Annotated in this window: 23 protein-coding genes; 11 read left to right on the top strand and 12 right to left on the bottom strand. The window is 60.5% G+C overall.

Annotated elements, in window-relative coordinates:
* Positions 1-30: 30 nt before the first annotated feature.
* The 3 genes from catA to NH14_RS03060 form a co-directional block, all read right to left on the bottom strand.
* The gene (catA, locus tag NH14_RS03050) at positions 31-966 is read right to left on the bottom strand and encodes a catechol 1,2-dioxygenase (RefSeq protein ID WP_035521618.1); all 936 of its coding nucleotides are present in this window, start codon (positions 964-966) and stop codon (positions 31-33) included.
* A gap of 77 nt (positions 967-1043) precedes the next feature.
* Positions 1044-1334 (bottom strand): muconolactone Delta-isomerase, encoded by a 291-nt coding sequence (catC, locus tag NH14_RS03055; RefSeq protein WP_035521616.1) that lies wholly within the window; start codon positions 1332-1334, stop codon positions 1044-1046.
* A gap of 30 nt (positions 1335-1364) precedes the next feature.
* Positions 1365-2501, bottom strand: coding sequence for a muconate/chloromuconate family cycloisomerase (locus NH14_RS03060; protein ID WP_035521613.1), 1137 nt, complete (start codon positions 2499-2501; stop codon positions 1365-1367).
* 364 nt (positions 2502-2865) lie between these two features.
* On the opposite strand from NH14_RS03060, the gene antA reads away from it, so the two are divergent.
* From antA to NH14_RS03080, 4 genes are all read left to right on the top strand, one after another.
* Positions 2866-4254 carry an anthranilate 1,2-dioxygenase large subunit gene (antA, locus tag NH14_RS03065; RefSeq protein ID WP_035521611.1) on the top strand — a complete coding sequence of 463 codons (1389 nt, stop codon included), beginning with the start codon at positions 2866-2868 and terminating at the stop codon, positions 4252-4254.
* A 3-nt stretch (positions 4255-4257) separates the two neighbouring features.
* On the top strand, positions 4258-4749 hold the full coding sequence (antB, locus tag NH14_RS03070) for an anthranilate 1,2-dioxygenase small subunit (RefSeq protein ID WP_035521609.1): 492 nt from the start codon (positions 4258-4260) through the stop codon (positions 4747-4749).
* Positions 4750-4765: 16 nt separating this feature from the next.
* Positions 4766-5806, top strand: coding sequence for an anthranilate 1,2-dioxygenase electron transfer component AntC (antC, locus tag NH14_RS03075; protein ID WP_035521607.1), 1041 nt, complete (start codon positions 4766-4768; stop codon positions 5804-5806).
* A gap of 97 nt (positions 5807-5903) precedes the next feature.
* Entirely contained in the window at positions 5904-6902 is a 999-nt protein-coding gene (locus NH14_RS03080) for an AraC family transcriptional regulator (RefSeq protein ID WP_035521605.1), read from the top strand.
* 290 nt (positions 6903-7192) lie between these two features.
* On the opposite strand, the gene NH14_RS03085 is transcribed toward NH14_RS03080, so the two are convergent.
* Genes NH14_RS03085 through NH14_RS03105 form a run of 5 tightly spaced genes read right to left on the bottom strand, consistent with a single transcriptional unit; the run spans position 7193 to position 12108 of the window.
* Positions 7193-8149, bottom strand: a complete 957-nt coding sequence (locus NH14_RS03085) for a SphA family protein (protein ID WP_035521910.1) — start codon at positions 8147-8149, stop codon at positions 7193-7195.
* 39 nt (positions 8150-8188) lie between these two features.
* Positions 8189-8722: a flavin reductase family protein gene (locus NH14_RS03090; RefSeq protein WP_052147768.1), complete on the bottom strand. Its 534-nt coding sequence runs from the start codon at positions 8720-8722 to the stop codon at positions 8189-8191.
* A 23-nt stretch (positions 8723-8745) separates the two neighbouring features.
* Positions 8746-9984, bottom strand: coding sequence for a styrene monooxygenase/indole monooxygenase family protein (locus tag NH14_RS03095; RefSeq protein ID WP_035521601.1), 1239 nt, complete (start codon positions 9982-9984; stop codon positions 8746-8748).
* Between the two features lie 54 nt (positions 9985-10038).
* A complete protein-coding gene (locus NH14_RS03100) occupies positions 10039-10827 on the bottom strand; it encodes an SDR family oxidoreductase (protein ID WP_035521907.1) in 789 nt (262 codons plus the stop codon).
* A 36-nt stretch (positions 10828-10863) separates the two neighbouring features.
* Complete coding sequence (locus NH14_RS03105; protein WP_035521600.1) at positions 10864-12108, bottom strand: dienelactone hydrolase family protein; 1245 nt, start codon at positions 12106-12108, stop codon at positions 10864-10866.
* Positions 12109-12483: 375 nt separating this feature from the next.
* Here NH14_RS03105 and NH14_RS03110 point away from each other — a divergent pair, with 375 nt between their 5' ends.
* Positions 12484-13509: an AraC family transcriptional regulator gene (locus NH14_RS03110; protein WP_035521598.1), complete on the top strand. Its 1026-nt coding sequence runs from the start codon at positions 12484-12486 to the stop codon at positions 13507-13509.
* A gap of 89 nt (positions 13510-13598) precedes the next feature.
* On the opposite strand, the gene NH14_RS03115 is transcribed toward NH14_RS03110, so the two are convergent.
* On the bottom strand, positions 13599-14507 hold the full coding sequence (locus NH14_RS03115; RefSeq protein WP_035521596.1) for a LysR substrate-binding domain-containing protein: 909 nt from the start codon (positions 14505-14507) through the stop codon (positions 13599-13601).
* A gap of 107 nt (positions 14508-14614) precedes the next feature.
* On the opposite strand from NH14_RS03115, the gene NH14_RS03120 reads away from it, so the two are divergent.
* The 4 genes from NH14_RS03120 to NH14_RS03135 all read left to right on the top strand — a co-directional run bounded on the left by NH14_RS03120 (position 14615) and on the right by NH14_RS03135 (position 17692).
* On the top strand, positions 14615-15403 hold the full coding sequence (locus NH14_RS03120) for a HalD/BesD family halogenase (protein ID WP_035521594.1): 789 nt from the start codon (positions 14615-14617) through the stop codon (positions 15401-15403).
* Between the two features lie 88 nt (positions 15404-15491).
* Positions 15492-16352, top strand: a complete 861-nt coding sequence (locus tag NH14_RS03125) for a transporter substrate-binding domain-containing protein (RefSeq protein ID WP_035521906.1) — start codon at positions 15492-15494, stop codon at positions 16350-16352.
* A 594-nt stretch (positions 16353-16946) separates the two neighbouring features.
* Positions 16947-17375, top strand: a complete 429-nt coding sequence (locus tag NH14_RS03130) for a hypothetical protein (protein ID WP_035521592.1) — start codon at positions 16947-16949, stop codon at positions 17373-17375.
* Positions 17376-17446: 71 nt separating this feature from the next.
* Positions 17447-17692 carry a hypothetical protein gene (locus NH14_RS03135; RefSeq protein WP_035521904.1) on the top strand — a complete coding sequence of 82 codons (246 nt, stop codon included), beginning with the start codon at positions 17447-17449 and terminating at the stop codon, positions 17690-17692.
* A gap of 244 nt (positions 17693-17936) precedes the next feature.
* Here NH14_RS03135 and NH14_RS03145 read toward each other — a convergent pair whose 3' ends face one another.
* Positions 17937-18596: a glutathione S-transferase family protein gene (locus NH14_RS03145; protein WP_035521902.1), complete on the bottom strand. Its 660-nt coding sequence runs from the start codon at positions 18594-18596 to the stop codon at positions 17937-17939.
* 332 nt (positions 18597-18928) lie between these two features.
* Here NH14_RS03145 and NH14_RS03150 point away from each other — a divergent pair, with 332 nt between their 5' ends.
* Positions 18929-20281, top strand: coding sequence for a polyhydroxyalkanoate depolymerase (locus NH14_RS03150; RefSeq protein WP_035521590.1), 1353 nt, complete (start codon positions 18929-18931; stop codon positions 20279-20281).
* A 72-nt stretch (positions 20282-20353) separates the two neighbouring features.
* Here NH14_RS03150 and NH14_RS03155 read toward each other — a convergent pair whose 3' ends face one another.
* Positions 20354-20791 (bottom strand): cupin domain-containing protein, encoded by a 438-nt coding sequence (locus NH14_RS03155; protein ID WP_035521588.1) that lies wholly within the window; start codon positions 20789-20791, stop codon positions 20354-20356.
* Between the two features lie 1151 nt (positions 20792-21942).
* On the opposite strand from NH14_RS03155, the gene NH14_RS03160 reads away from it, so the two are divergent.
* On the top strand, positions 21943-22833 hold the full coding sequence (locus NH14_RS03160) for a YihY/virulence factor BrkB family protein (protein ID WP_035521586.1): 891 nt from the start codon (positions 21943-21945) through the stop codon (positions 22831-22833).
* 205 nt (positions 22834-23038) lie between these two features.
* Here NH14_RS03160 and NH14_RS03165 read toward each other — a convergent pair whose 3' ends face one another.
* Positions 23039-23236, bottom strand: coding sequence for a CsbD family protein (locus tag NH14_RS03165; protein ID WP_035521900.1), 198 nt, complete (start codon positions 23234-23236; stop codon positions 23039-23041).
* Positions 23237-23242: the final 6 nt, after the last annotated feature.

The raw sequence follows: 23242 nt of genomic DNA on the forward strand, positions 1-23242 counted from the left end.
GGCTTGTGGTTGTTGCGCCTGTTCACGTCATTACGCCGTGGCTGAAGCGCGAAGGCGATTGACGAGCTGATTGTCCTTTCCCTCGACGAGCGTGGTCAACGTGAAGTTGAACTCAATGTCCTTGTAGGCGTCGGCCTTCAAACCCAGCGCGGTGCCACCGGCTTGTTCCGTGACGGGAGGAATCAGCTCCTCGCGCGTGGCGTAGGCGAAGTCGTCCCAGATCAGCGGATCGCCTTCGATGTTGAACTGCGTGGTCAGCTTGCGGTGGCCTTCGCTTGTCACGAAGAAGTGCACGTGCGCCGGCCGGTCGCCGTGCCGGGCCAGTTCGTTGAGCAATTGCTGCGTGGCGCCATGCGGCGGACAGCCGTAGCCCACCGGCATCAGTGTGCGGAATTCGTACCTGCCGTCGGCGCCGGTTCTCACCGCACCGCGGAGGTTGAAGTCGCTTTGCGCGCCGGTCGGGTCGAAGTGCGAATAGAAGCCCTTCGAATTGGCGTGCCAGCATTCGACAACGGCACCCGCGATGGGCTTGCCGTCCGGGCCACCGACCACGCCGTGAATCAGGAGCGGGCCGGCATCCGTATCCGCATCGAGGTCGATTCGCGAGACCCCGTCGCGCACAGGTGCGCCCGCGACATAAAGCGGACCTTCGATCGTGCGGGGCGTCCCGCCGTCGATGCCGGCCGCCTTGTCCGCTGCGTCCATCCGGATGTCGAGATACTTCTCGAGACCGAGACCGGCCGCAAGCAGCGCTGCCTCTCCATGCTGGCCGAGCTTGTTCAGATAGTTGATGCCGGCCCAAATTTCATCGGGTGTGATGTCGAGATCGTCGATGGCCTTGAACAGATCACCCAGCAGGCGGTGGACGAGCTGCTTCAAACGTGCGTTGCCGTCACTGCCGTCCATGTTTGTGGCGGCCTTCAGCAGGTCTTGCACTTCCTGGGTTTCGAATACTTTCACGCTCATGATTACTGTCTCCAGTTGGTATTGGGGAAATGACGCGGGGTGGGTGGGGCGCCCTGTAAAACACCTGGGTTTTCGGCTTACGCGTCGTCGTCGTGCACCGACGACGGATGACGACACAACGGCGTGACTTCAATCTTCATGTACGGGAACAGGGGCAATGCGCTCAGGAGGTCGTGGAGCTCCGCGTTGCTCCCTGCATCGAAGATGCTGTAGTTCGCATATTCGCCAACCAGGCGCCAGATATGGCGCCATTTTCCGCTACGCTGCAGCTCCTGCGAATAAGCCTTCTCGCGCGCCTTGATTTCGTTGGCGACATCGGGCGGCATATCGGCGGGAAGGTTAACATCCATTCGTACATGGAAAAGCATGGCCCAGTGTCCTCGTGTCAGAGATAGGAATTACCGCGTGACTTTCATGAAGCCATCGCGCGTGAAGCGCTTGACCTTCACCTCGTCGAGCTCGATGCCGAGGCCCGGCCCATTGGGCACGGTCAGGGCGAAGTCGCTGTAGTTCAGCGGCTCGGTCAGGATCTCTTCTGTAATGAGCAGGGGTCCGAACAGTTCGGTTCCCCACTGCAGATTGGCGAAGCTCGCGAACAGATGCGCCGAGGCGACCGTGCTGAACGCGCCTTCGAGCATGGTGCCGCCGTAGAGCTCGATACCCGCTGCATCGGCAATCGCGGCTACGCGCTGGGCAGCGAACAACCCGCCGCTTTGTTCGATTTTGATCGCGAACACGTCGGCGCCTTCGCTCCTGGCGATCTCGAACGCGCTTTCTGGGCCCTGCAGGATTTCATCGGCCATCAGCGCGACAGGAAAGCGGCGCATCAGGCGTGCGAGTGCGGCGGCGGACGCCACCGGCTGCTCGACCAGCTCGCAGCCTGCGTCGGCGAGCGCCGGAATGGCCCATGCGGCCTGCGTCTCGCTCCACGCCATATTGACGTCGACGCGTACCGCCGCTCGGTCACCTAGCGCCCGCTTGATATCGGCCACATGCTTGATGTCGGACTTGAGTTCCTTCGCGCCAATCTTCAGCTTGAAGATCTTGTGGCGGTGCGCTTCGAGCATCGTCTCGGCCTCGGCGATATCTTTCGCGGTGTCGCCCGATGCCAGCGTCCACGCAACCGGCAGCCGTTCGCGGCGGCGCCCGCCCAGCAGTTCGCTCACGGGGACGCCAAGGCGCTTGCCATGCGCGTCGAGCAACGCCGTTTCGATTGCGCTCTTCGCGAAGTGATTGCCTTTGACGAGCTTGCCGAGGTGGGCCATCAATGTCTGGACGCGCGTGGGATCCTGGCCGATCATCGCTGGCGCGAAGTAAGCATCAATCGCCAGCTTCATGGCCTCGGGGCTTTCCGGGCCGTAGGCCATGCCGGCAATCGTGGTGCCTTCACCGATGCCGCTCACGCCATCGCTGCAATAAACCTTCACGAGCATCAGCGTCTGCCCGTGCATGATCGCGACCGAGAGCTTGTGCGGGCGAATCGTCGGCAGATCGACGAGGCGGGTTTCGATACGTTCAATCGTCGTTGCGGTCATGGCAGAAGCTCAGTGATGTACGCGGAATCCGGTGGACGCGAGCTTGTGGGCGCTTGAGTTCCACGTTTGTCGCCGCGATGGGCATTGGGGGCGTTGACGGCATTAGATATCCGGGCACGCGCGGGCGCTATCCGTCTATTGGACACTCACTATCCGTTTTTTTCGGCGTGGCTGCGAAACGCCACGTGCGAGGCCGCTTGCGAGGCGTCGCGCAGGCGCATCCAGCAAGGCGGAAAAAAGGCGGCAAAAAAAGCGGATAGCGAACGGCGACCAGGTGGATAGCTCCGGCACCGCATCGGGTATTCAATTCAACTCATCACGAACCCGGTCGCAAGACCGCCAGATGACTGGAGGAGAACCCATCATGAGCGCCGAAAAAGACACGTCGCAATGGCAAGAATTCATTGGAGGATGCCTCGACTTCCGTCCGGCAGAGGGCGTCTATCGCATTGCGCGAGAGATGTTCACGGAGCCGCAACTGTTCGACCTGGAGATGGAGTTCATCTTCGAGAAGAGCTGGATCTACGCGTGCCATGAGAGCGAGATTCCGAAGCCACACGACTTCATGACGATGCGCGCGGGCCGTCAGCCCATGATCATCTCGCGCGACGGCAATGGTCAGCTCAACGCGATGATCAACGCGTGCCAGCATCGCGGCGCGACCCTCACGCGGATGGGCAAAGGCAATCAGTCGACCTTCACCTGTCCCTTTCATGCGTGGTGCTACAAGAGCGACGGACGCCTCGTCAAGGTCAAGGCGCCCGGCGAATACTGCGACGACTTCGACAAGTCCACGCGCGGCCTGAAAAAAGCGCGCATTGCAAGCTACAAGGGCTTCGTGTTCATCAGCCTCGACACCGAAGCGACCGACACGCTCGAGGACTATCTCGGCGATGCGCGCATCTTCTTCGACATGATGGTGGCGCAATCGCCGACGGGCGAACTCGAAGTGCTGCCGGGCAAGTCCACGTACACCTATGAAGGCAACTGGAAGCTGCAGAACGAAAACGGCCTCGACGGGTACCACGTGAGCACGGTGCACTACAACTACGTCGCCACGGTGCAGCGGCGCCAGGAGGCCAATGCACAAAGCGGCGGCTCAACGAGCGGAACGCTCGACTACAGCAAGCTTGGCGCGGGCGATTCGGAGACCGACGACGGCTGGTTCGCATTCAGGAACGGCCATAGCGTGTTGTTCAGCGACATGCCCAACCCCAGTGTGCGTCCCGGCTACGGCAGCGTCATGCCGCGCCTCGTCGAGGCGCAGGGGCAGCAGAAGGCTGAATGGATGATGCACCGCCTGCGCAACCTGAACATCTATCCCAGCCTGTTCTTCATGGACCAGATCAGTTCCCAGCTTCGCATCGTGCGTCCAGTCGCCTGGAACAAGACCGAAGTCATCAGCCAGTGCATCGGCGTCAAAGGCGAATCGGATGAGGAACGCGAGAGCCGCATTCGGCAGTTCGAAGACTTCTTCAATGTTTCGGGAATGGGCACCCCTGACGATCTCGTGGAGTTCCGCGAGCAGCAGCGCGGCTTCCAGGCGCGCCTCGAGCGCTGGAGCGACATCTCTCGCGGACATCACAAGTGGGTCGCGGGCGAAACCGCGAATACGCGCCTGCTCGGCATCGACCCGGTGCTGTGCGGCACCGAGCTGACGCACGAGGGGCTGTACGTCAACCAGCACGGCACCTGGCAGGCATGCCTCCTGAAGGGGCTCGCACAGAAGTCGAACATTACGAAGGAGGCCTGAATCATGTCCGCAACACTGCAACAATCGGTCGAGCAGTTTCTCTATCGCAAGGCCGAGCTCTGCGACGCGCAGAGCTGGGACGAGTACCTCGATCTCTTCGACGAAAACAGCGAATTCCACGTGCCCCAGTGGGACTCCGAGCACGTGTACACGACCGACCCGAAGCGCAGCATGTCGCTTATCTATTATGCGAGCCGCACAGGTCTCGAGGATCGCGTGTTCCGGCTGCGCACGGGCAAGTCGGCTGCGTCAACGCCGCTGCCGCGCACGCTGCACCAGATCACCAATGTCCGTGTCTCACAACGCGAAGGCGGCGAACTGGAAGTCAAAGCCAACTGGGCCACGTTTTACGCGCGCAACGGCGTGGCCGAGCACTTCTTCGGACGAGTCACTTACCAGCTGCGCCCATCCGGCGACAGCTGGAAAATCACGCGCAAGCACGTGCTCCTGCTGAACGACACGATCAACGCAGTGCTCGACTTCTATCATCTGTAAGCGGGAGTGCCACGAGATGAGCCACAAGGTTGCCTTCAGTTTTGCCGATGGCAAGACGATGTTCTTTGATGTCCGTGCCGGCGAGCTCCTGCTCGACGCCGCGCTGCGCAATGGGGTAAATATCCCGCTCGATTGCCGCGAGGGTGTGTGCGGGACTTGCCAGGGGCGCTGCGAATCGGGCAGCTATACGCAGGACTACGTCGATGAAGAAACGCTGTCGGCCGAAGACCTTGCCGCGCGCAAGATCCTGTCTTGCCAGACGCGCGTGCAATCCAATGCGTCGTTTTACTTCGATTTCGATTCGAGCCTTTGCAGCGCGAGCGGTACCACTTTGCTCACCGGCCAGGTCACGGCTGTCAAGCAGGTATCCGAAACAACGGCGATCCTGCATCTCGACGCGAGTGCATATCCTGGACGGCTTGATTTCCTGCCCGGCCAATATGCTCGTCTGAAGGTGCCAGGCGATGATGTATGGCGTTCATACTCATTCGCCAACCGGCCCAGCGAGGACAACCAGCTGCAGTTCCTGATCCGTCTGCTGCCCGACGGTGCGATGAGCAACTATATGCGCGAGCGCTGCGAGCCGGGCCAGACGGTCGAGTTCGAGGCTCCGCTGGGCACGTTCTACCTACGCGAGGTGGAGCGGTCGCTGGTGATGGTCGCAGGCGGTACCGGCCTGTCCGCATTCCTGGGCATGCTCGACGATCTCGCTCACAAGGGCGGCTGTGGCCAGAGGGTCCATCTCTACTACGGTGTGACGAACGCACGCGATCTATGCGAGCTCGATCGTTTGAAGTCCTACGAGCAGCACATCGAAAACTTCGCGTACGACATCGTTGTGATGAATCCCTCTGAAGCATGGCAGGGTAAGACGGGGCTCATTCCCGAGCATTTTGATCGCGGGATGCTCCAGGCGAACCCGTTCGACATGTATGTTTGCGGACCGCCTCCGATGGTTGAAGCAATCAAGACGTGGCTTGCAAGCGAACGACTGGAGGGCCACCGTCTCTACTACGAAAAATTCGGGGACAGCAACATCGCGCAGCTGTCCACCTGATGCTGTGGCTGTCGGCGTGTCTTGGGGTGTTTTAGTATTTTTTCTTCGCGCGGCGTGGTTTACTATTAACCCATCGTCAATCCCCCTATGACACGCCATGCATCCCCCCACCTTCAACGACCGTCGAGGAATCGACGCGCTGAGTCACGATCTTGAAGGCGCGCGGGACTGGATGGCGTCGATTTGCGGCCCCCATGGGCTGCAGGTGCGCAGCCCGAAAGAACTGCAATTCCATCATTCTGGAACGGTGATGCGTTCCATGGCCAGCACGTTGGGATACGTTGAGTACGGCACCGACGTTACCGTCTCGGTGCACAATGACGCGCCGCTCAACAGCTACAGCGTGAGCCTGCCACTCACCGGCCAGCAGGAGCTCGCCGCGCAGGGCCGCTTATGGCTGTCGGACCAGGACAGGGGCCTCGTTCTTTCGCCGCATGAGACGCAGGAGCTTGCGATCATGGGCAATTGCCGGAAGATCATCGTTTCAATACCGAGTCCGGCTCTTCGTCAGGTTCTCGAGGGACTTCTGCAGCGCCCGCTCGAAGCGGCATTGACGTTTGAGCCGCAGATGAACGCCACCGAAGGCGATCAGGCCGCCTGGTGGCGCATGGTCAAGTTTCTGCTGGCCGAGATGGGACAGGCGGGGCCGCTGCTCAATCACCAGCAAATGGCAGGGGATTTCGAGCAGGCGTTGATCAAAGGCCTGCTGCTCTCCCAGCCCCACAATTATTCGCAGGCGCTTGCCGAGGCGATGCGTCCTTCGTGCCCGCACTATTTGTTGCGCGCGAAACAGTTCATTCACGAAAACGCCCGAGAAGACATCACGCTCGAAGACATCGAGCGTGCAGCGGGGGTGTCCCGCTACAAACTGTTCGAAGGCTTCCGGCAGCACTTTGGGCTTGCGCCCATGGCGTATCTGAAACGGCACCGGCTAGAAGCGGTGCGGCGCGACATGCTCTCCGACTGCTCTGAGCGCAACGTTTCGTCCATTGCGATGAACTGGGGATTTTCGCATCTCGGCCGATTTTCCAACGACTACAGGCAACTCTTCGGCGAGACGCCATCGCAGACGCTCAAGCGTGCGGCAAGACGTTAGTTCACTTGGCTTTGTGTTACGCGATGTCAGCATGGAGGACATGCGCATGGCCGGACACAAGGACGTTGCGCCGTTTAATGAGGCAAGTTATGCGCCTTGGTACAGCGTGAAGGCAGGTTCAGGACGTGCGAACAGCGTTCTGCGAACTGTCAACACATCCTGGGCCTGAGCAAGGGGGGCAGGTTCACCGGAGGGGGCCATTAACGAATGTCTCTATAAACATTCGCTTTCGCCATATCCGCAGACTCAACTCCAGTTTGCGGATATGGCGAAATTTCGTGGTCGGAAAGTCACTGGAAGTGATGCACGTAACGCAGAACCAGGCGGGTTCCCTCGGGCCGGTTGCGCGCATCCGCCTCGAAATAGGCATTGAACAGCAGGTGGTCGTGCTGGGAGAAGCTATACATCGCCCCCGGGCCGATCGCCCATACCGCTTCACGCTGCCCGGACACATTCTGGCCATTCACCTTCATGTCGGTGATCTGGCGCAGCCAGTAGCCGTTGAGGCCGATTCGCAAACCCGGCATCACCTCATATTCCGTGGCGATATTGGCGTGCAGCGCCTGTCCGGCCTGTGATGACGTCACCCCGTCCCCCAATCCCTGATACGGTCGATTATTCCTGGCGTTCCAGAGGTAGTGCAGCCGCCATGAAACCGTCCACTTGGGATTGATCCAGACTGTCGCCGCCCAGTACGGGTCGATAGACCAGAACCCGCTGCCGGGGTTAATCGCTTTGCCTGGGTCGTAGGCGCCTGTTGGCGCAATGATCTGGAGTTCGAAGCGGTGCGCGAAGCGCGGTCCGTCCGGGCCCATGACTGGATCGAACTGGATGAACGGCCCGATAAGCACATCGCCGAAGCCCGTGCGTGCGTTCAGCGCCACGTTGCCCATGCCGTCGTCGGTGTGGGCAGAGGCCACCCACGGCAGGATTACGTCGATGCCTGGATGCGCGCCGGCAATCTTGAACGGCGACTGGTAAACGAGTTGCGTCAGGCCCGCGAAGATATCGATGTTCTGCTTCGGCAAAGCAACCTTGTTACCCGCATTGTCGTTAATGCGGTCGGCCGTGTAGTACTCGAGGTACTGCGTTCCATACCAGCCTGGTCCGGCCGGCGGCGCACCGTCCAGGAAGCTTGTAAAGCCCAGGTTAATGTTGGGCAGGTCGCCGGCTGTTGCCGATGTGGTATCCATCAGACCACACACAGCGAAGCACAGACACAGCATGCGGGACGCGGAGCGCTTCATGCGATTACCTTTATACATATGGATCACTAAATAATCAGATCAAATGCGAGCCGGATTATTGACTACCGCACCGTACTGCCCGGAATGGAAGACCAGCGGCGCGTGCCCATCTGCTTCGAAATGCTCGATCTGCCCGATAAAGATCACGTGATCGCCGCCATCGTGTTGCGCCAGGTTGCGGCACACGAAGTGCGCGCTGCATCCATCCAGCACCATGGCGCCCCCGAGGCTTTCGCGGCAGGCCACGCCGGCGTACTTGTCCGGCGACGCCCTCGAAAAACGGCGCGACAGTTCGATCTGGTCTTCGGCCAACACGTTGATCGCGAAGTGCCCGGCATTGACGAAATCCGCGCAACTGGGCGACGTCTTGCCAATACTCCAGAGCACAAGAGGTGGATCGAGCGACAACGATGCAAACGAGTTCGCAGTCAGACCAATCTTGCGTCCGTCCCGGGCGGCGGCCGTGATGACGGTGACGCCCGTCGGATACTGCCCGAACGCGTTGCGCAATTGCCGCATCGCATTGAGCAGGTCATCAGGTTTCGCGGCGGCAGGTTCGAGCGTGCTGCACATGAGTTTTCTCCTTTTCGTATTCATTACGCGGCGCGAGCAGCGTGTTCGTTGATCACCGCCATGCAGGCGGCCGGATCGAACCACCACGGCGAGAAGGTGCGCGGGTCGTCGAAACCATTGGCAATCGTCGAAGCCAGGGAAGGAAATTGACCGGCCGCGCCGAGCAATTCGAGAATGTGCGGCGGCGGCGGCGTGAGCATCGAGTTCGTCCACTTGACGACCGCTTGCGCATACGACCAGTAACGCTCGAAAGTCTGCTGCATCCAATCCTCGCTGAAGGAAGCACTATTGCGTTCGAGAATGGCGTCGAGATAGACCTTCGTGCACTTGGCGGCATTGTTCGAACCTTGGCCTGTAATCGGATCGTTCACGACGATCGCGTCGGCCATGCCGAACACGGTCTTGCCGGAAGGCAGCCGGAAGTACGGGTTGCGCACAGTTGGCGCGAAACGGCCGCTCAGCACACCGTTGGGGTCGGTCAGTTCGACGTTGGCGCAGCGCTCGGCCTCCCACGGCAGGTATTGGCGGAGAAAGGCGAGGCTGGTCTCGAGATGTTGCTCAGGTGTCTTGACGTTTGCCCAGCAATCGAGCGGGCCGCCCGGAATGCCTTCGAACACCATGATTTCGCACGGCCCCGTGGTGGTCAGCGCGGGGAACACAAAATACTCACCCACGCCCGGGATCAGGTTGAAGCGCACACGCGAGTAAGGTGTCGACGGCGTCATGCCCTTCACGTACGTCAGCGCCAGCGCGCGCTGCGGCTTGTCGAACGGGCTGCGCTCAGCGTTGCGGCCCAGCTGGTTGACAATCTCGCCCTTGCCGGCGGCGAGCAGCACGAGGTCATGACTTTTCGCGAGCTCTTCCATTTCAGGTATGCCCACGTCGCAGATTCGTACTTCGGCGCCACGCTCGACGACAGCTTCGAGCCAGGCCGACATCTTCACGCGCTGATCCACGGATTGCGCAGGGTGAGTCAGGCGAGCGGACCAGTCAATCGCCTTGCGGCCTGGCACGTCGGGATGCGGCACCGCGAGGCCAATGCCTTCTACGGGCGGGCAAGCTGCATCCCACCAGTTCAGACCGAGATCGCGCTCGATCTGCAGCGACGCGTTGAACATGCACTGGCTCGACATGACTTTGCCGGTGCGGATTTGCTGGGCATCGCGATTGGTGGCAAGCGTGACTTGATAACCACGGGCGAGCAGAGCGAGTGCCAGTTGAAGGCCAGATTGGCCGGCGCCGACAATGGCGATTTTTCTCATGATGAATACCTCGAAGTCGATAATTTAAGGAAAGGTGTCCGCGGGTGCCCGGTCTTACTCAGCGAGCTTCGGAATGGCCGGTACGGCCTGCTCGGGGCCCATCGCCGAATAGCCGCCATCGACGGCGTAATCGGCTCCGGTCACGAAGCTCGCTGCATCGGTGCACAGGAAGGTGACGACATGCGCGATTTCCTCCGGGTTGCCGACGCGTCCGAGCAGATGAAAGGGCGCGGCCACGCGGTCCGTCTTTGCGCGGTCGCCATGCGTGAGTTCGTCCATCACGCGCGACCAGGTCCAGCCGGGCGAAACCGAATTCACACGAATCCCGTCTTGGGACAGGTCCATCGCCATATTGCGCGTGAGTGCCTTGAGTGCGGCTTTCGAGGTCGGGTATAGCCACCGTCCCGTTTGCGCGCACTCGGCGGAGATCGAACTGAAGTTGACGATCGAGCCGCCGCCGCGCTTGACCATATACGGATGCACGGCCTTGACCAGCATGACCGCCGAGATCACGTTCACGTTCATCGCGGCGAGCCAGTCGTTGCGGCCTGCCTGGATGCCATTGTCAACATAGCTGCAGGCCAGATTGACGAGGATGTCGATACCGCCGAACTGCTTCGCGGTTCTCGCAACTGCTTGCCCAAGCGCGCTGTCGCTAGTGATATCCGTTTCGATGAAAAGGCCGTTGGCGCCGAGCGCATCAGCCACGCGTGCGCCGTTCTCGACATCGATATCGAGCACGGCAACGCTGGCGCCGGCAGCAGCGAGATCCCGGGCGACGGCCGCGCCGATCAGCGTGGCACCGCCCGTCACGATGGCGGTCTTGCCTGCGAGTGAGGTCATGATGGCTTGCTCCATGTTCTTGAGAGGAGGATTCGGTCAGTGGGCGTCGTTGGCAGGGACGCTGTCCTGCCAGCGCTTCATCAGCGTGTTCGAGGGGAGCGTTTCGTCGAGCAGTTTGCGGGCGGTATCGACGCCTGTGGTGGGCAGCCCACTCGGGTCGAGCAGCCCGATCTGCACGAGCACGCTGGCCTGATCCCAATAGATGTGCTCGTGATAGAGCTTGTTGCCGCGGAATTTCACCACCGCCAGTAGCGGAATCTCGACGCGCTTGCCGGTTGGCGCGATGCCGGGCAGCATCCAGTCGATCTCGGTGGTGTGCGTGAAGCAGAACAGCGTTTCGTCGACGATCTGCGTGGCACCGATGGTGCGCGAGATCGGCATGATCGTCGTGTCGGGCGGATTGGCGTGCACGAAGTGGTGGCTGTAGAAGCGCTTCAACTCGGTGTAGCCCACGCCGCCGGTGAGTGTCGGGATATGGTTGACGTAGGGCTCGGCCACCATCGTCGCCATCGTGGCGTCCACGTCGCGTGTCGCGAACTCGTGGGCGAGATGTTCTTCCCACAGCGCCGAGAGATCGTAATGCGGCCCCATTGCCTTGCGAAACGCGGCCACCGCGCGCTCGTGCGCCATCATCGCCGAAGGTTTGTCGAAATGGTCGCCTCCTTGGCGCGCGAACGCGTGGTCGACGCCTGGATAGACGTACACCTCCACGTTCTCGTGGTGCCCCAGCGCCGCCGTGATCTGCTGCTGCGCCTCGGGCGGACAGAATCGATCGAGTGCGGCGATGTTCAGGACGACGCGCCCCTTGATGTTGGCCGCTTCTTCGAGGGCGCGCTCGATACCCACGCCGTAGTAGCTGACCGCGCAAGCCACGGGAAGACGGCAGGCCGCGAGCCAGGCGAGCTTGCCGCCGAGGCAGAAACCAAGCACGCCGACCTCGCCCTGGCATTCAGGCAATGTCCGCAGTACGGCGAGCGTCGCGCCGAGATCGTCGACGCCAAGATCCTCGTCGTATTGCTGATAGAGATCGAACGCACGCGCAAAACCGGCTTCCGTATAAGCGAGTTCGATACCCGGTTCGACGCGCCAGAACAGGTCGGGCACCAGCACCGTGTAGCCTTCCTCAGCGTAGTAGTCGGCCACGTCGCGCATGGTCGCGTTGACACCGAAGATCTCCTGGCACAGCACGATACCGGGTCCCGTGCCACTTGCAGGGGTTGCCAGGTAGGCCCGGAACGCGCCGCCGTCCGGGGCTGGAATATCGATGTATCTTCCTTTCATTGTGAGGCTCTCCAATAGTCTCCAACAGGTTGCGGCTCGAGTGCCCACAGTGTTCTGCGACAAAACATCTGGCTCTATCCGTTTCATTCAACGGCTATCCGCTGAATCCAGAAACCTGCGGATCGAGGGAAAACCCTGCCAGGCGGGCGAGGGTAATTGAGGATTGGCTGCCAGGGTGGGGCAGGCCTACAGTACGCAGCTACGCAAAATGGCCACTTTTTTGCACCTTTGGCGTCGCCCGGCTTGCTGGAGGCCTCCGGAGCGAGGAAACTATTTAGATTCCCTACGCGGCTGTCCGCTTTCTGAAAGCGATGCATGGAGGTCGGGCAAGCCGTGCACGGATCAGGTGCAGGTGAACGTTCTTGGAGAGTTTCTGTGGAGCATCTTCCCGCTGCGAATGCGCTGCTCGGCGCGGACTGCTTCAATAGCGGCACCCTGTTGCTTGAATCGGGCGACCTTGACGAGGTGCGCGAGTCCGTCGGCTCGGTGTTCAAGCCTCACAAGCTCGCTCTGCTTGGCACTTCTGAACATCTGCAGAGCCATATGTATCATGCACGGCACGGGAGCCTGTCGCTTAATATGCTCGACTATGGCGGTGACGTGACAATCGACCCCGAACGTCTCGGCAGCTTCTTCCTGTTGCAGATCCCTTTGAGCGGCGGTGCCGAAATCGAATGTGGCAACCACCGTTTCGATTCATCGCCAGGTGTTGCCTCGCTCGTATCGCCGACGCTGCCCTTGCGGATGCGCTGGATTCATTGTCCGCAAGTCGTGCTGCGCATCGAGCGCGAAGCGATCGAGCACCACTGCGCGCGCCATTTCGGCACCGAAGAGCACAGGGTGGTGGAGTTCGAGCCCGCATTCACCCTGACTTCGCCATCGGGCATGTGTCTGTTGCCGTTGCTCTCGGTGCTGGCGAATGCGTTGAGTGATCCGGCGCACCCACTGCGTCATCCATTGGCCTATGAACAGTTTGAATCCACCGTGCTCAACGCGCTCGTTTATGGGCAGGTCAACACTGCGCGCAGTGGCGCGCGACCCTTGGGCGCACCGCTTGCGCCGTTCTACGTGAAGCGCGTCGAGGAATACATCCGCACGCATCTGCATGAACCCCTGACGATCGAGCGGCTTGCCGAATTTTCCGGGGTGAGTGCCAGCACGCTGTTTTCCGGCTTCCGCAATTGCCACGGCGTGAGCCCAATGGCATGGGTGCGTCAATTGCGTCTTGAGCGTGTGCGCGATGAACTCCGCGGCGCGGCGGCTGAACCGGTTTCCGTTACGGACGTTGCGCTCAAGTGGGGATTCGCCCACCTGGGCCGGTTCGCAATGGAGTACAAGCGGGCGTTTGGCGAATCGCCTTCGGTTTCGCTACGAAGCCGGTACGGCGGGACACACGGCTGACGATAGCCGGTCTGGCGAACACCGTTCATGTAGACAAAAGCTTTCACTCGCCACATTGCCAATCCCTTACGGGGTGGGGCTAAGCACCCTCAATGAGATTCTGCGTTGTCGCTGAGCAGCGCCACCAGCCGCTTGATGTCGGCACGGTCCGACTTTGCGCCCGAAACGAAAGCGCAGTAGGGGTGGCCCAGTCTAAGCGACATTGACGACAAGGCAATCAACCGGCCCGCCTCGAGGTCTGCTCGCGCCATGACTCTCTGCCCGAGCGCCACGCCCAGCCCCAACCTCGCCGATGTAATCGCCAGACTGGAAAGCCCGACACGGCGCCCGCGTGAAGGATCGGGATGGGTGCTGGTGCCGGACTGCTCGAACCAGTCGCTCCACGTGGGATGAGACGCATAATTCGGCCCCCAGTTGGTGTGGATAAACAGGCTCTCATGAATCTGCGCGAGGTCGAATTCATTGTTGCCATGCTTGTACCAGAAGTCCGGAGCGCAAACCGGCAGAACCTCGTCGTGAACCAGCGGGATAGCGGCAAGCGTCGGGTAATGATAGCCGCCGTAACTGATCCTGAGATCGATATCCTGGCGCACCACGTCGACTGGGTCGTCCTCCACGCGAATATCGATCGCCAACTGCGGAAAAAGATGGAGCAGCTCAGCCAGCCTGGGCGCAAGCCAAGTTTCCGCGAGAGACATTGGTACGCTGACCACGAGTCGCATGCGCATCTCGCCCTCCAGAATACGCACGGTCATGGCGGCGATATCATTCAACGCGCGCGCCGTCTGCGGGTAAATCGCGAGACCGGCATCGGTTAGCGTGATGCGATTGCCAGTTCGGACGAAGAGTTGCTTACCCAAATAGTCCTCGAGATTTCGAACCTGTTGACTCACGGCCGCTGCCGACACGCCGAGTTCAGTTGCCGCCAAAGCGAACGCCCCCATCCGCGCCGCCACCTCGAACGCCTTGACCGCATTCAGCGGGGGTAGTCTCGACATCTCACGTCTCCAGAATAAGTTTTTCTATCGGTAGGATAATAATTTGTGCCGTTGAAAGAAAGATTTTTTCAGAATATCTTATGGTCTCACTACCTGAGGAGGCCACGATGCAGCACATTTTGAATCTCGAGCGATACCCGTTGGATCGAATTGGCAGCGCCGAATGGCAAGATCTGGTCAATCGTTCGATTGCCGATCTGGCACAGAACGGCATGTTCAATCTGGAAGGACTGCTTTTACCCGGCGCGGCGGAAAAAGCGGTTGCCGAGATTCGGCCTGTGATGGATACGCAGTCCCACACCCACAAGCGCCTGCACAACATCTACTTCAAGCCTGAAATTCCGGAGCTCTATGCGGGTCACCCGGCACTTCGCGAGGTCGAAACCGTGAGCCACACCGTGTGCGCCGATCAGATTTCCGGGAGTATCGTGTTGGCGATTTACGAATATGAGCCTCTGGTTCATTTCTTGGCTGCGACAATGGGCAAGCGTTCGCTTCACGTGATGCAGGATCCTCTGGCGCGTGTGAACATCATGTCGTACCGCGAGGGCGAGACCCTGAACTGGCATTTCGACCGGGCAGAATTCACGACCACGTTGTTGTTGCAGGAGCCAGAAGCGGGCGGGGAATTCGAATACCGATCCGATCTGCGGGCGGACGACGATCCGAACTACGACGGTGTCGCGAGGCTGCTCGAGGGACGCGACGCGAATGTCAAAAGTCTCGGGCTCAAGGCCGGCAACCTAAACGTGTTCAGAGGCAAAAATACGGCACACCGTGTCACCAGCGTCCGCGGAAACCGCGAGAGGATGATTGCCGTCTTCTCCTATTATGAAAAATCTGGTGTTGTTTTTAGCGACGAAGAGAAACTCGGGTTTTACGGACGGGCGGCGTAACCGATGCCAGACAATGCGGCCTGATATTCTGATCAAATTAATATGTATAACGAAATTAATTCGTGAAAATAACGAGCGGAGACTGATGATGTTTATCAAGCGTCGAATGTTGGGTCGGCTTGTTGCATTAGCCGTATGCGGTGTGTCGATGACATTGGCCGCGTCGGCACAGGCGAAAGACTGGACGTCGGTCACCATCGCCACCGAAGGCTCTTATGAACCGTGGAATATCACGTTTCCCGGCGGCAAGCTCGGTGGCTTCGAACCGGAACTGATGCAGAATCTGTGTGCGCGCATCAAAATCGAATGCAAGCTGGTCGCGCAGGACTGGGATGCGATGATCCCTGGCCTGCGGGCAGGCAAATTCGATGTATTGATGGACGCCATCATGGTTACGCCGGAGCGAGAGAAAGTGATCGCGTTTTCGCGGCCCTACGCATTGACGCCAGGGGCTTTCGTTTCCACCGATCCGAAAATGCTGTCGGCGCTTGGCGGTCCCGCTGAGGTGCTCAAGCTGACCGGCGAACCGAAGGGGGACAAACCCGCCGTTGACCGACTGCGCGCGGCATTGAAGGGGCGTACGATCGGTATTCAGATTGGCACGGCGTACACCGATTTCATCAACAAGAACTTCAAGGACATCGCGACTATTCGCGAGTACAAGAAGGCCCCGGAGCGCGATCTTGATCTCGCGTCTGGGCGCATCGATGTCGCATTCGATGACGTGAGCTATTTCGCGGCAGTCCTCCAGCAGCCGGAGAACAAGTCCCTTGCCTTTGTTGGGCCGAAGATCGGCGGGACGATCTGGGGGCCAGGGGAAGCGCTCGCGTTCCGTCAAAACGACGGCGAATTGAAAGCGAAATTCGATGCCGCGCTCACCGCAGCGCTCGCGGACGGCACAGTGAAAAGACTGTCCCAGAAGTGGTTCAGCGTCAATATCACGCCGTGATGGCATGAGCGCTGCTAAGTCGGGCAGTGCAGCTTTCGCTGCACTGCTCAAATCTGTTTGCTTGCCGATAAGATGATTTGTTATGCGAAATAATATTTCGAGAAGTCAATGAAAGGGGAAGTTGGGCTATTACGGATCAGGTGCACGATGCAGGTCGGCACAGCCGTTCGGGCATAAGCCCCACAGATCGCGTCGGCCAGCCCCATTTTGTTCTCGAGCACCAGCTTCCAGTTGTCCGCTAGTCGCCTCGCAAACGGTCGCCAGCGCGGATCGTCCGTCGACTAGCGGGCGCCGTTTTCGGTGATCCACGGGCTGGGGATCGGCGATGAATTGACGTATCGCGTCAGGCCCTCATGCGAGCGCGACGAGTCGCACGGGGAGCCCGATACGTTTTGGGGGAGTTGTTTGATAACGAAGTGCAGACGAACTGCCAGCGCGAGCAAATCTGCCGGCGGCCGTCAAATCTGTCACGGCTTTCTGCGTTGATTGCTCCCAATACCCCCAAAGGGGGAGCTCCCTCTGGTGGATTTCAAGGCGCTGTCGACCGGCCATACTAGAGACACGAATCGTTGACTGATTTGGCGGAGCAGCATCATGAAAAGCCGTGATTTTCTGAGCTATCAGCAGATCTTCGATCAGGCAGTGAAGCACCTTTTCTGCCAAGGCCGCGCGGCGCTGCTGCCACTTGGTGGCGGCGCTTATCGCGGCTACTGCGGGGGATGCCCTGTCGGCAGCCTTATCAAGCCCTCCGATTACACGACCGCGATCGAAGGGGTGCCGGTCCGCTATATCGGCAAACAGTCATCGGACGCAATACCAGCGTATATGGACGTGGGTGTCGCCGCGCTGCGCAAGGCGCTGCTTCGCTCGCGGATCAACGTCTACGACCCGGTCGCAATCGAGCTGCTCAGTTGTCTGCAAAACGTCCACGATGTGTTCGGCAGGTGGGAGTGGCGTGAGCGGCTTCTGACGATCGCGCGCCAGTTTGGGCTTTCCGACGACCTCGTCAGGGCGGCCGCATGAGTAACTCGATGCCGTGCGGGCAGGACCTTCGAGGGGCGGAACGAAGCAAGACGGAAGCAAGGATGCAAGCGATGAACGCGCAGAAACGAAGCCTGCAGGCGCTGGTGGAGAAGTGGCTGGCACCGACGCCGGCCGCGCCAGCCCACGTGACACGGTTCGGCCGCACGGCGGCGGGCAACACACGGTTCGTCTGCGTCGAGGTCCCGCATCCGACCTATCCTCGCGCGCTCTTCTTCTTCCGGCACAACGACGGCTTCTGGCGCGTCTTCCTGCCTGCCGAAGAACGGCCCTCGATAGGCTATCGGAAAGCGGCGTAACGGGCGCGCGATCGATCCGGTGATCTGTGATGGAGGCCATCAGTGGATCGTCGGCTTGCATCGTTATGTCTAATGATAAGGCTGTGGAATCGGTCAGTACAGCTCATCGCGCTGCTGCGCGAGAAAGGCGTTGACGCGCGCATTATTGTGCTGACCGTATCCGACAACGAACGGGACGTCGTGGCCGCGCTGCGCGCCGGTGCGCACGGCTATCTGCTGAAGAACATGGAGCCCCGAGGGGCGCTCAGAACTCCATGTCGAGTTCGTCGATATCCTCGGTTTCGGCCTTTGCTGCTGCAATCCATTCGGCAACATGAGGCTGCTTGAGCACACGCATGCAGTATTCGGCGATGTCGGGATCGATCGGCACGTCGTAGGTGAGCAAGCGCGTGACGACGGGGGCGTACATCGCGTCGGCAGCGCCGATTTCGCCGAAGAGCCAGGGGCCGCCATATTTTTGCAGGCATTCGCGCCAGATCGTCACGATGCGCCCAATGTCGTCCTGCGCCCGCGACCAGACACGGAAGCCCGGAAAGTGGCCGCGCAGGTTCATGGGCAGGGCCGAGCGCAGTGCGCTGAAGCCCGAATGCATCTCTCCGCAGACCGAACGGCAATGCGCGCGCGCGGTGCGCTCCGCGGGCAGGAGCTGCGCCTGCGGCCGGATTTCGTTCAGGTATTCGCATATCGCGAGCGTGTCCCAGACCTCGATGCCGTCGTGGCGCAGGCAGGGCACGAGAATGGAAGGCGAGAGCAGCAGCAGTTCCGCGCGTGCCGCAGCGTTGTCGATCGGCACGGTAACCGTTTCGAATTCGAGTCCGGCAAGTTTGGCCAGCAGCCAGCCGCGCATGGACCACGATGAATAGTTGCGGCTGCTGATCGTCATTGTCGTATTGGTCTGGCTCATGCGGAACTCCCGGGCGCAAAGGACGCAGTGATAAAGCAAAGCGGCGCGCGAAGGGTGGCCGCTCCAGCGTGCACCGAACACGTACATCGCACCTTCCATGCACCGAAGATGTTAGCGAGGGGCACCACTTTGCGGCACGCAGGAAGCGGGCGAATACGCAGAGGGGAACCGCGTGGCCATGCTCCAGCGGTGTGCCGCGACGGCAACGGCTCAAGCGCGCGCAGGTGTTGCAGCGCTATCGACGGAAAATTGCAAGCACTGTGCCAGTGAACGCTTCTGGCATATGTATTGCCTGTTTCGCGTCGCGTTCAACAGGATCGGGAGCGAAGCCCATGAACCAGTTTGCCTATCCCGCGTACCAGCTGTTCGAGGACATGCTACGGCCATGGCGCACCACGGCGTCGTGCGTGCGCGCGGCGCTCGCGGGGTGGCCGAGGCTCGCGTGCGGACTCGACGTGCGCGCGCTCGATGCCTTCTGGGAGGCGGTTGAGCTCGCGGGTCTGTCGCACACGCGACCGCCGTTCGACATCGACGTAGTGCAGGTGGACGGCGTCTCCATGCCAGTGACGGAAGAGGTCATCAAGCGCACGCCGTTTGCCTCGCTGCTGCATTTTCGCAAGGCCGTCGCCACGTCGCAGCCGCGCGTGCTGCTGGTCGCACCGATGTCCGGGCACTTTGCGACATTGCTGCGCGGCACGGTGCGTACCATGCTCGCCGACCACGACGTCTATATCACCGACTGGCACAATCCGCGCGACGTGCCCCTGGCGGCGGGCCGCTTCGGCTTCGATGAATATGTCGAACACGTGATGGCGTTCATCCGCAGGATCGGCCCCGACGCGCATCTGGTGGCGATCTGCCAGCCGACGGTTGCGGCGCTCGCAGCGGTGTCGCTGATGGCGGTCGACAACGATCCCGCGCAGCCCGCGAGCATGACGCTGATGGCCGGCCCCATTGATTGCCGCGTGAATCCCACCAAAGTCAACGATCTCGCCAACAGCAAGCCGCTCGAGTGGTTCGAGCGCAATCTCATCAGTTCGGTGCCGGGTGGCTATCCCGGCGCGCAGCGCCGTGTCTATCCGGGCTTCGTGCAGCTCAGTGCGTTCATGTCGATGAATATGGAACGTCATCTCGCATCGTTCGCCGAGATGCGGCACGAGCGGGAAAGGGGCGATCCCGCGAAGGCCGATGCGATCAACGGCTTCTACCGCGAGTACTTCGCCACATCCGATCTCGCCGCCGAGTTTTATCTGGAAACGGTCAGTTCGGTGTTTCAGCAATATGAACTGCCGCTTGGCAAGCTCAAGGTGGGCGAGCGCATCGTGGAGCCGCACGCGATCCGGCGCACCGCGCTGCTCACGATCGAAGGAGAAAAGGACGATATCTGTGCCGTTGGCCAGACGGTCGCCGCACAGGAACTCTGCTCGGGACTGCGCCCTTACATGAAGACGCACCATGTGCAGACGGGCGTGGGCCATTACGGCGTGTTCAACGGCCGCCGCTGGGACACGCAAATCTATCCGTTGGTGCGATCAACCATCCACGACCACGAGCCGCGCGCGCGGCGCACCACGGCGTCGGGGCAAGCGGCGCGCAGCGATCAGGTGACGCTGCACTCGCTGCTCGATGCCGAAGCGCATGCGGCCGCTGCCATTACCAAAGCAGCGGAAACGCAGCCCAGATAGCGCGCTTGCAAGATGGCAGGGAACACGGCCACGCCCACGACGTAACGCTGCTTCATCGGCGGCGCAGGCGCTTCACGGCGTGGCGCCGGTTTCCCAGGGCGTTGGCGGGGGGACGGCGCACGGTGCTTCCACGTCGATCGACTTGAAGTCAGCGGGGCTCACGATCTCGAGATACTCCATGTCGGGCGAGTAATCGAAAAGGTAATGCGCGATGCCCGGCGCCTGATGCACGCAGTCGCCAGCTTCGACGAGCGTCTCCTTTTCGCCGTACATGAAGCGCGCCCAGCCCTTGAGCATCACGACGATATGAAAATTTGCCTCATGCCGGTGCCAGCCTGTGCCCAACTCCGGCGCACGATTCGCCCTGACAAGTTGCGCGACCACCTTGCCGCGTGTGGCTGCGGCAATCCCGAGGTCGCGATAGACGAAGAAGTCGCGCAGTCCACCGCCTTTGAATGGGGTGTCCTGCGGCTTGACGTGCGAAAACTCAGTGGCGAGTCCGGTTTGCATGACAGGGTCTCCCGAGTGCAAAGGGTGAATCGGCATCGGGATCGGCAAGCATGACGTGTACCAGCGTGAAGTCTGGAAGTGTCGACGACGAAGCAGATTCACTGTTTTATGGAATCTGCAGTAAGGCTTCCATTCAGACCGCGGTGATTCAGACCGTTCCCTTTAAACGGTGCTGCCGCGCTGCCTGTTGCATCGCATCATCGTTTGGCGGATAGTGTTCTTGCTCACGCATCGCTGCGCTGGGCTATCGGTGTGGTCTTCAACGGACCAACTGCCCGGGTGGATTATGGGCCGGTCGCTGACGCCGGAGAATCGCCATGGAACTCTGTGAAGGTTGCGTCGAACTGGAAGGGTGCTCATCGGGCCTCGCCGGGAATGATGAAATGACTTTAGTTGGTATCGGTCAGTGTGAAGGTCGCGTTGCCATCGAGCACTATCGCTGCCGCAGGTGCGGAGCTCTTATGGTCCGTCAGTTGTGGGGCGAATCCATAGAACGAATCTGGATGGTGCTTGCCTAGCACCCAGACGCGCCACGTTGCCTTGGTTAGCGGATATGATCAGAAAGACCAGCTGCAATGTTCGGGCAACACCTCGCTGTCTGCCGCCCGGAAGTTATATCATTGGGTTCGTAAGTATTCCTTTCCATATAGACTTTGATTGTTTCGCTTGGTTTATGCGACAGAACCCGTTAGGCAGAACCCGTTAGGCACATCTGACCACGAAGGGCTGTCAATCACCGCGAGTCTTCGTTGTCCGCGCGATTTCGATCAGCCTCGACGCTTGACTTACCTGATCGCGCGCTTCTGGCTTGACAGGTTGTTGGTCGACTTTCAAGCAGCCGCCCTTGCACCCCAATGCCGCCTTCACGACGGTTTACGGCATGTCCTTTATTTATGGCCCGATACCTGGCTACTTTGACAGGTATCGATTCGGCCGGGCCAGCGCCTATATAAAGACGAGAAGGCACCAGAGAGCGGTTCGCGTCGCTAATTTCACCACCTCGAACCCCTGCGCTTCTAACGTTAGTGCACGCGATACCGCGAGCCCGCGCACCGGGCATGGCCGGCTGTCCCGGCTGGCGTGCCGCGGGGCATACAGATTGCGAGAGTTCTCGTATTCACTGAGATTCTTTCGGGGCTGGGAGTCACGCGATGAAAGTACGGTCTCGACTTCGTTCCGCCCGCAGCCGCCCGAGCCTTAGGTTTTGTTGGAGCGTTGCGCTGGATGCGGTCGAGCGCTTTGGCAGTGACCGTTGTTCAATGCTCGCCGCCAGCATCGGATTCTTTTCGGCTTTCTCGCTCGCCCCCACGCTGATCATTGTGCTCGCCATCGCGGGCCGGGTGCTCGGCGCGGATGCAGCCCGCGGCAGGCTTTTTGGCCAGATCCACAACATCTTGGGAAATGACGCAGCGGCGGCCATTCAAGCAATCGTCGCGCACGCTCATCGCTCGGGGCAGGGTGGCTTCGCGGCTCTCGTTTCACTGGCGCTGCTGGCTATCGGTGCGTCCGCGACGTTCACCTCGCTGAACTCGGCGCTCAATGTCGTTTTCGATGAGCTTGCGCTCAAGAACCGCAGCAGTGTCACGATGCTCATCCGGGCTCGGCTGATGTCGTTGGGCATGGTCATGGGAGTGGGCTTTCTGCTTGTCGTCTCGCTCGTGCTTGATGCGGCCGTTCAGTGGGTCGGGGATCATCTGTTCGGCGATTCTCCCCTCGTCGTCATCGCACAGCTGGCTCAGGCGGTCCTCACGCTGGTCGTTCTGGCCGCCGCCTTTGCGGCGTTGATGAAATTCATGCCCGACGCCAGGGTGACGACCAGACATGCGATATGGGGTGGTTCTGTGGCTGCCGTGTTGTTCTCTATCGGCCGCCATTTTTTCGGCCTGTATCTCGCTCGTGCCGGAACGGCCGACGCATTCGGTGCGGCCGGCTCGCTTGCGGTCCTGATGATGTGGCTGTATTTTTCGGCGGTGACGTTCCTGCTGGGAGCCGAGCTAGCGGCATCGATTGGACGTGCAGACCGCAAGTGCATGGCAAGTTGACGGGCATTCTTGCCTGCGCCATCTGCCGGTTGCCGATTTGCCGGTTGCGGGTTTGCGAGGGAATCCTGTCAAACGAGGGGCGCGATCATGACGCTCTGGTGCGAAGCGCGGAATACGGATTCGCACGCATCATTCCAGGGGTGACAGGACATCGAGCGAATCTCTGGGGCGCGCGCCGCCGCTGCCGGCGGCGCGCGCGTGGAGGTCATAACCTGCTGTCGAAGTCCTTCAACTGTCGCTCGGCGTCGTCACGCGCGATCCCGTAACGCTCCTGGATCCTGCCGACGAGATATTTGCTGTCGCCTTCGGCTACTGCAAGATCGTCGTCGGTCAGCTTGCCCCACCGGGCCTTCAATTTGCCGGTCAGCTGTTTCCACTGGCCTTTGATCCTGTCTTCGTTCATCGTTTG

Source organism: Paraburkholderia sacchari (genome assembly GCF_000785435.2).
GTDB classification, from domain to species: domain Bacteria; phylum Pseudomonadota; class Gammaproteobacteria; order Burkholderiales; family Burkholderiaceae; genus Paraburkholderia; species Paraburkholderia sacchari.

What these genes read in the sequence shown, in the direction of transcription:
- NH14_RS03095 (WP_035521601.1), bottom strand. Translation starts at nt 9,984, where the DNA reads ATGAGAAAAATCGCCATTGTCGGCGCCGGCCAATCTGGCCTTCAACTG.
- NH14_RS03160 (WP_035521586.1), top strand. Translation starts at nt 21,943, where the DNA reads ATGAAAGTACGGTCTCGACTTCGTTCCGCCCGCAGCCGCCCGAGCCTT.
- NH14_RS03165 (WP_035521900.1), bottom strand. Translation starts at nt 23,236, where the DNA reads ATGAACGAAGACAGGATCAAAGGCCAGTGGAAACAGCTGACCGGCAAA.
- NH14_RS03120 (WP_035521594.1), top strand. Translation starts at nt 14,615, where the DNA reads ATGCAGCACATTTTGAATCTCGAGCGATACCCGTTGGATCGAATTGGC.
- catC (WP_035521616.1), bottom strand. Translation starts at nt 1,334, where the DNA reads ATGCTTTTCCATGTACGAATGGATGTTAACCTTCCCGCCGATATGCCG.
- NH14_RS03090 (WP_052147768.1), bottom strand. Translation starts at nt 8,722, where the DNA reads ATGTGCAGCACGCTCGAACCTGCCGCCGCGAAACCTGATGACCTGCTC.
- NH14_RS03060 (WP_035521613.1), bottom strand. Translation starts at nt 2,501, where the DNA reads ATGACCGCAACGACGATTGAACGTATCGAAACCCGCCTCGTCGATCTG.
- NH14_RS03105 (WP_035521600.1), bottom strand. Translation starts at nt 12,108, where the DNA reads ATGAAAGGAAGATACATCGATATTCCAGCCCCGGACGGCGGCGCGTTC.
- NH14_RS03125 (WP_035521906.1), top strand. Translation starts at nt 15,492, where the DNA reads ATGTTTATCAAGCGTCGAATGTTGGGTCGGCTTGTTGCATTAGCCGTA.
- NH14_RS03080 (WP_035521605.1), top strand. Translation starts at nt 5,904, where the DNA reads ATGCATCCCCCCACCTTCAACGACCGTCGAGGAATCGACGCGCTGAGT.
- NH14_RS03145 (WP_035521902.1), bottom strand. Translation starts at nt 18,596, where the DNA reads ATGAGCCAGACCAATACGACAATGACGATCAGCAGCCGCAACTATTCA.
- NH14_RS03130 (WP_035521592.1), top strand. Translation starts at nt 16,947, where the DNA reads ATGAAAAGCCGTGATTTTCTGAGCTATCAGCAGATCTTCGATCAGGCA.
- NH14_RS03155 (WP_035521588.1), bottom strand. Translation starts at nt 20,791, where the DNA reads ATGCAAACCGGACTCGCCACTGAGTTTTCGCACGTCAAGCCGCAGGAC.
- NH14_RS03135 (WP_035521904.1), top strand. Translation starts at nt 17,447, where the DNA reads ATGAACGCGCAGAAACGAAGCCTGCAGGCGCTGGTGGAGAAGTGGCTG.
- antC (WP_035521607.1), top strand. Translation starts at nt 4,766, where the DNA reads ATGAGCCACAAGGTTGCCTTCAGTTTTGCCGATGGCAAGACGATGTTC.
- NH14_RS03150 (WP_035521590.1), top strand. Translation starts at nt 18,929, where the DNA reads ATGAACCAGTTTGCCTATCCCGCGTACCAGCTGTTCGAGGACATGCTA.
- NH14_RS03085 (WP_035521910.1), bottom strand. Translation starts at nt 8,149, where the DNA reads ATGAAGCGCTCCGCGTCCCGCATGCTGTGTCTGTGCTTCGCTGTGTGT.
- antA (WP_035521611.1), top strand. Translation starts at nt 2,866, where the DNA reads ATGAGCGCCGAAAAAGACACGTCGCAATGGCAAGAATTCATTGGAGGA.
- NH14_RS03115 (WP_035521596.1), bottom strand. Translation starts at nt 14,507, where the DNA reads ATGTCGAGACTACCCCCGCTGAATGCGGTCAAGGCGTTCGAGGTGGCG.
- catA (WP_035521618.1), bottom strand. Translation starts at nt 966, where the DNA reads ATGAGCGTGAAAGTATTCGAAACCCAGGAAGTGCAAGACCTGCTGAAG.
- antB (WP_035521609.1), top strand. Translation starts at nt 4,258, where the DNA reads ATGTCCGCAACACTGCAACAATCGGTCGAGCAGTTTCTCTATCGCAAG.
- NH14_RS03100 (WP_035521907.1), bottom strand. Translation starts at nt 10,827, where the DNA reads ATGACCTCACTCGCAGGCAAGACCGCCATCGTGACGGGCGGTGCCACG.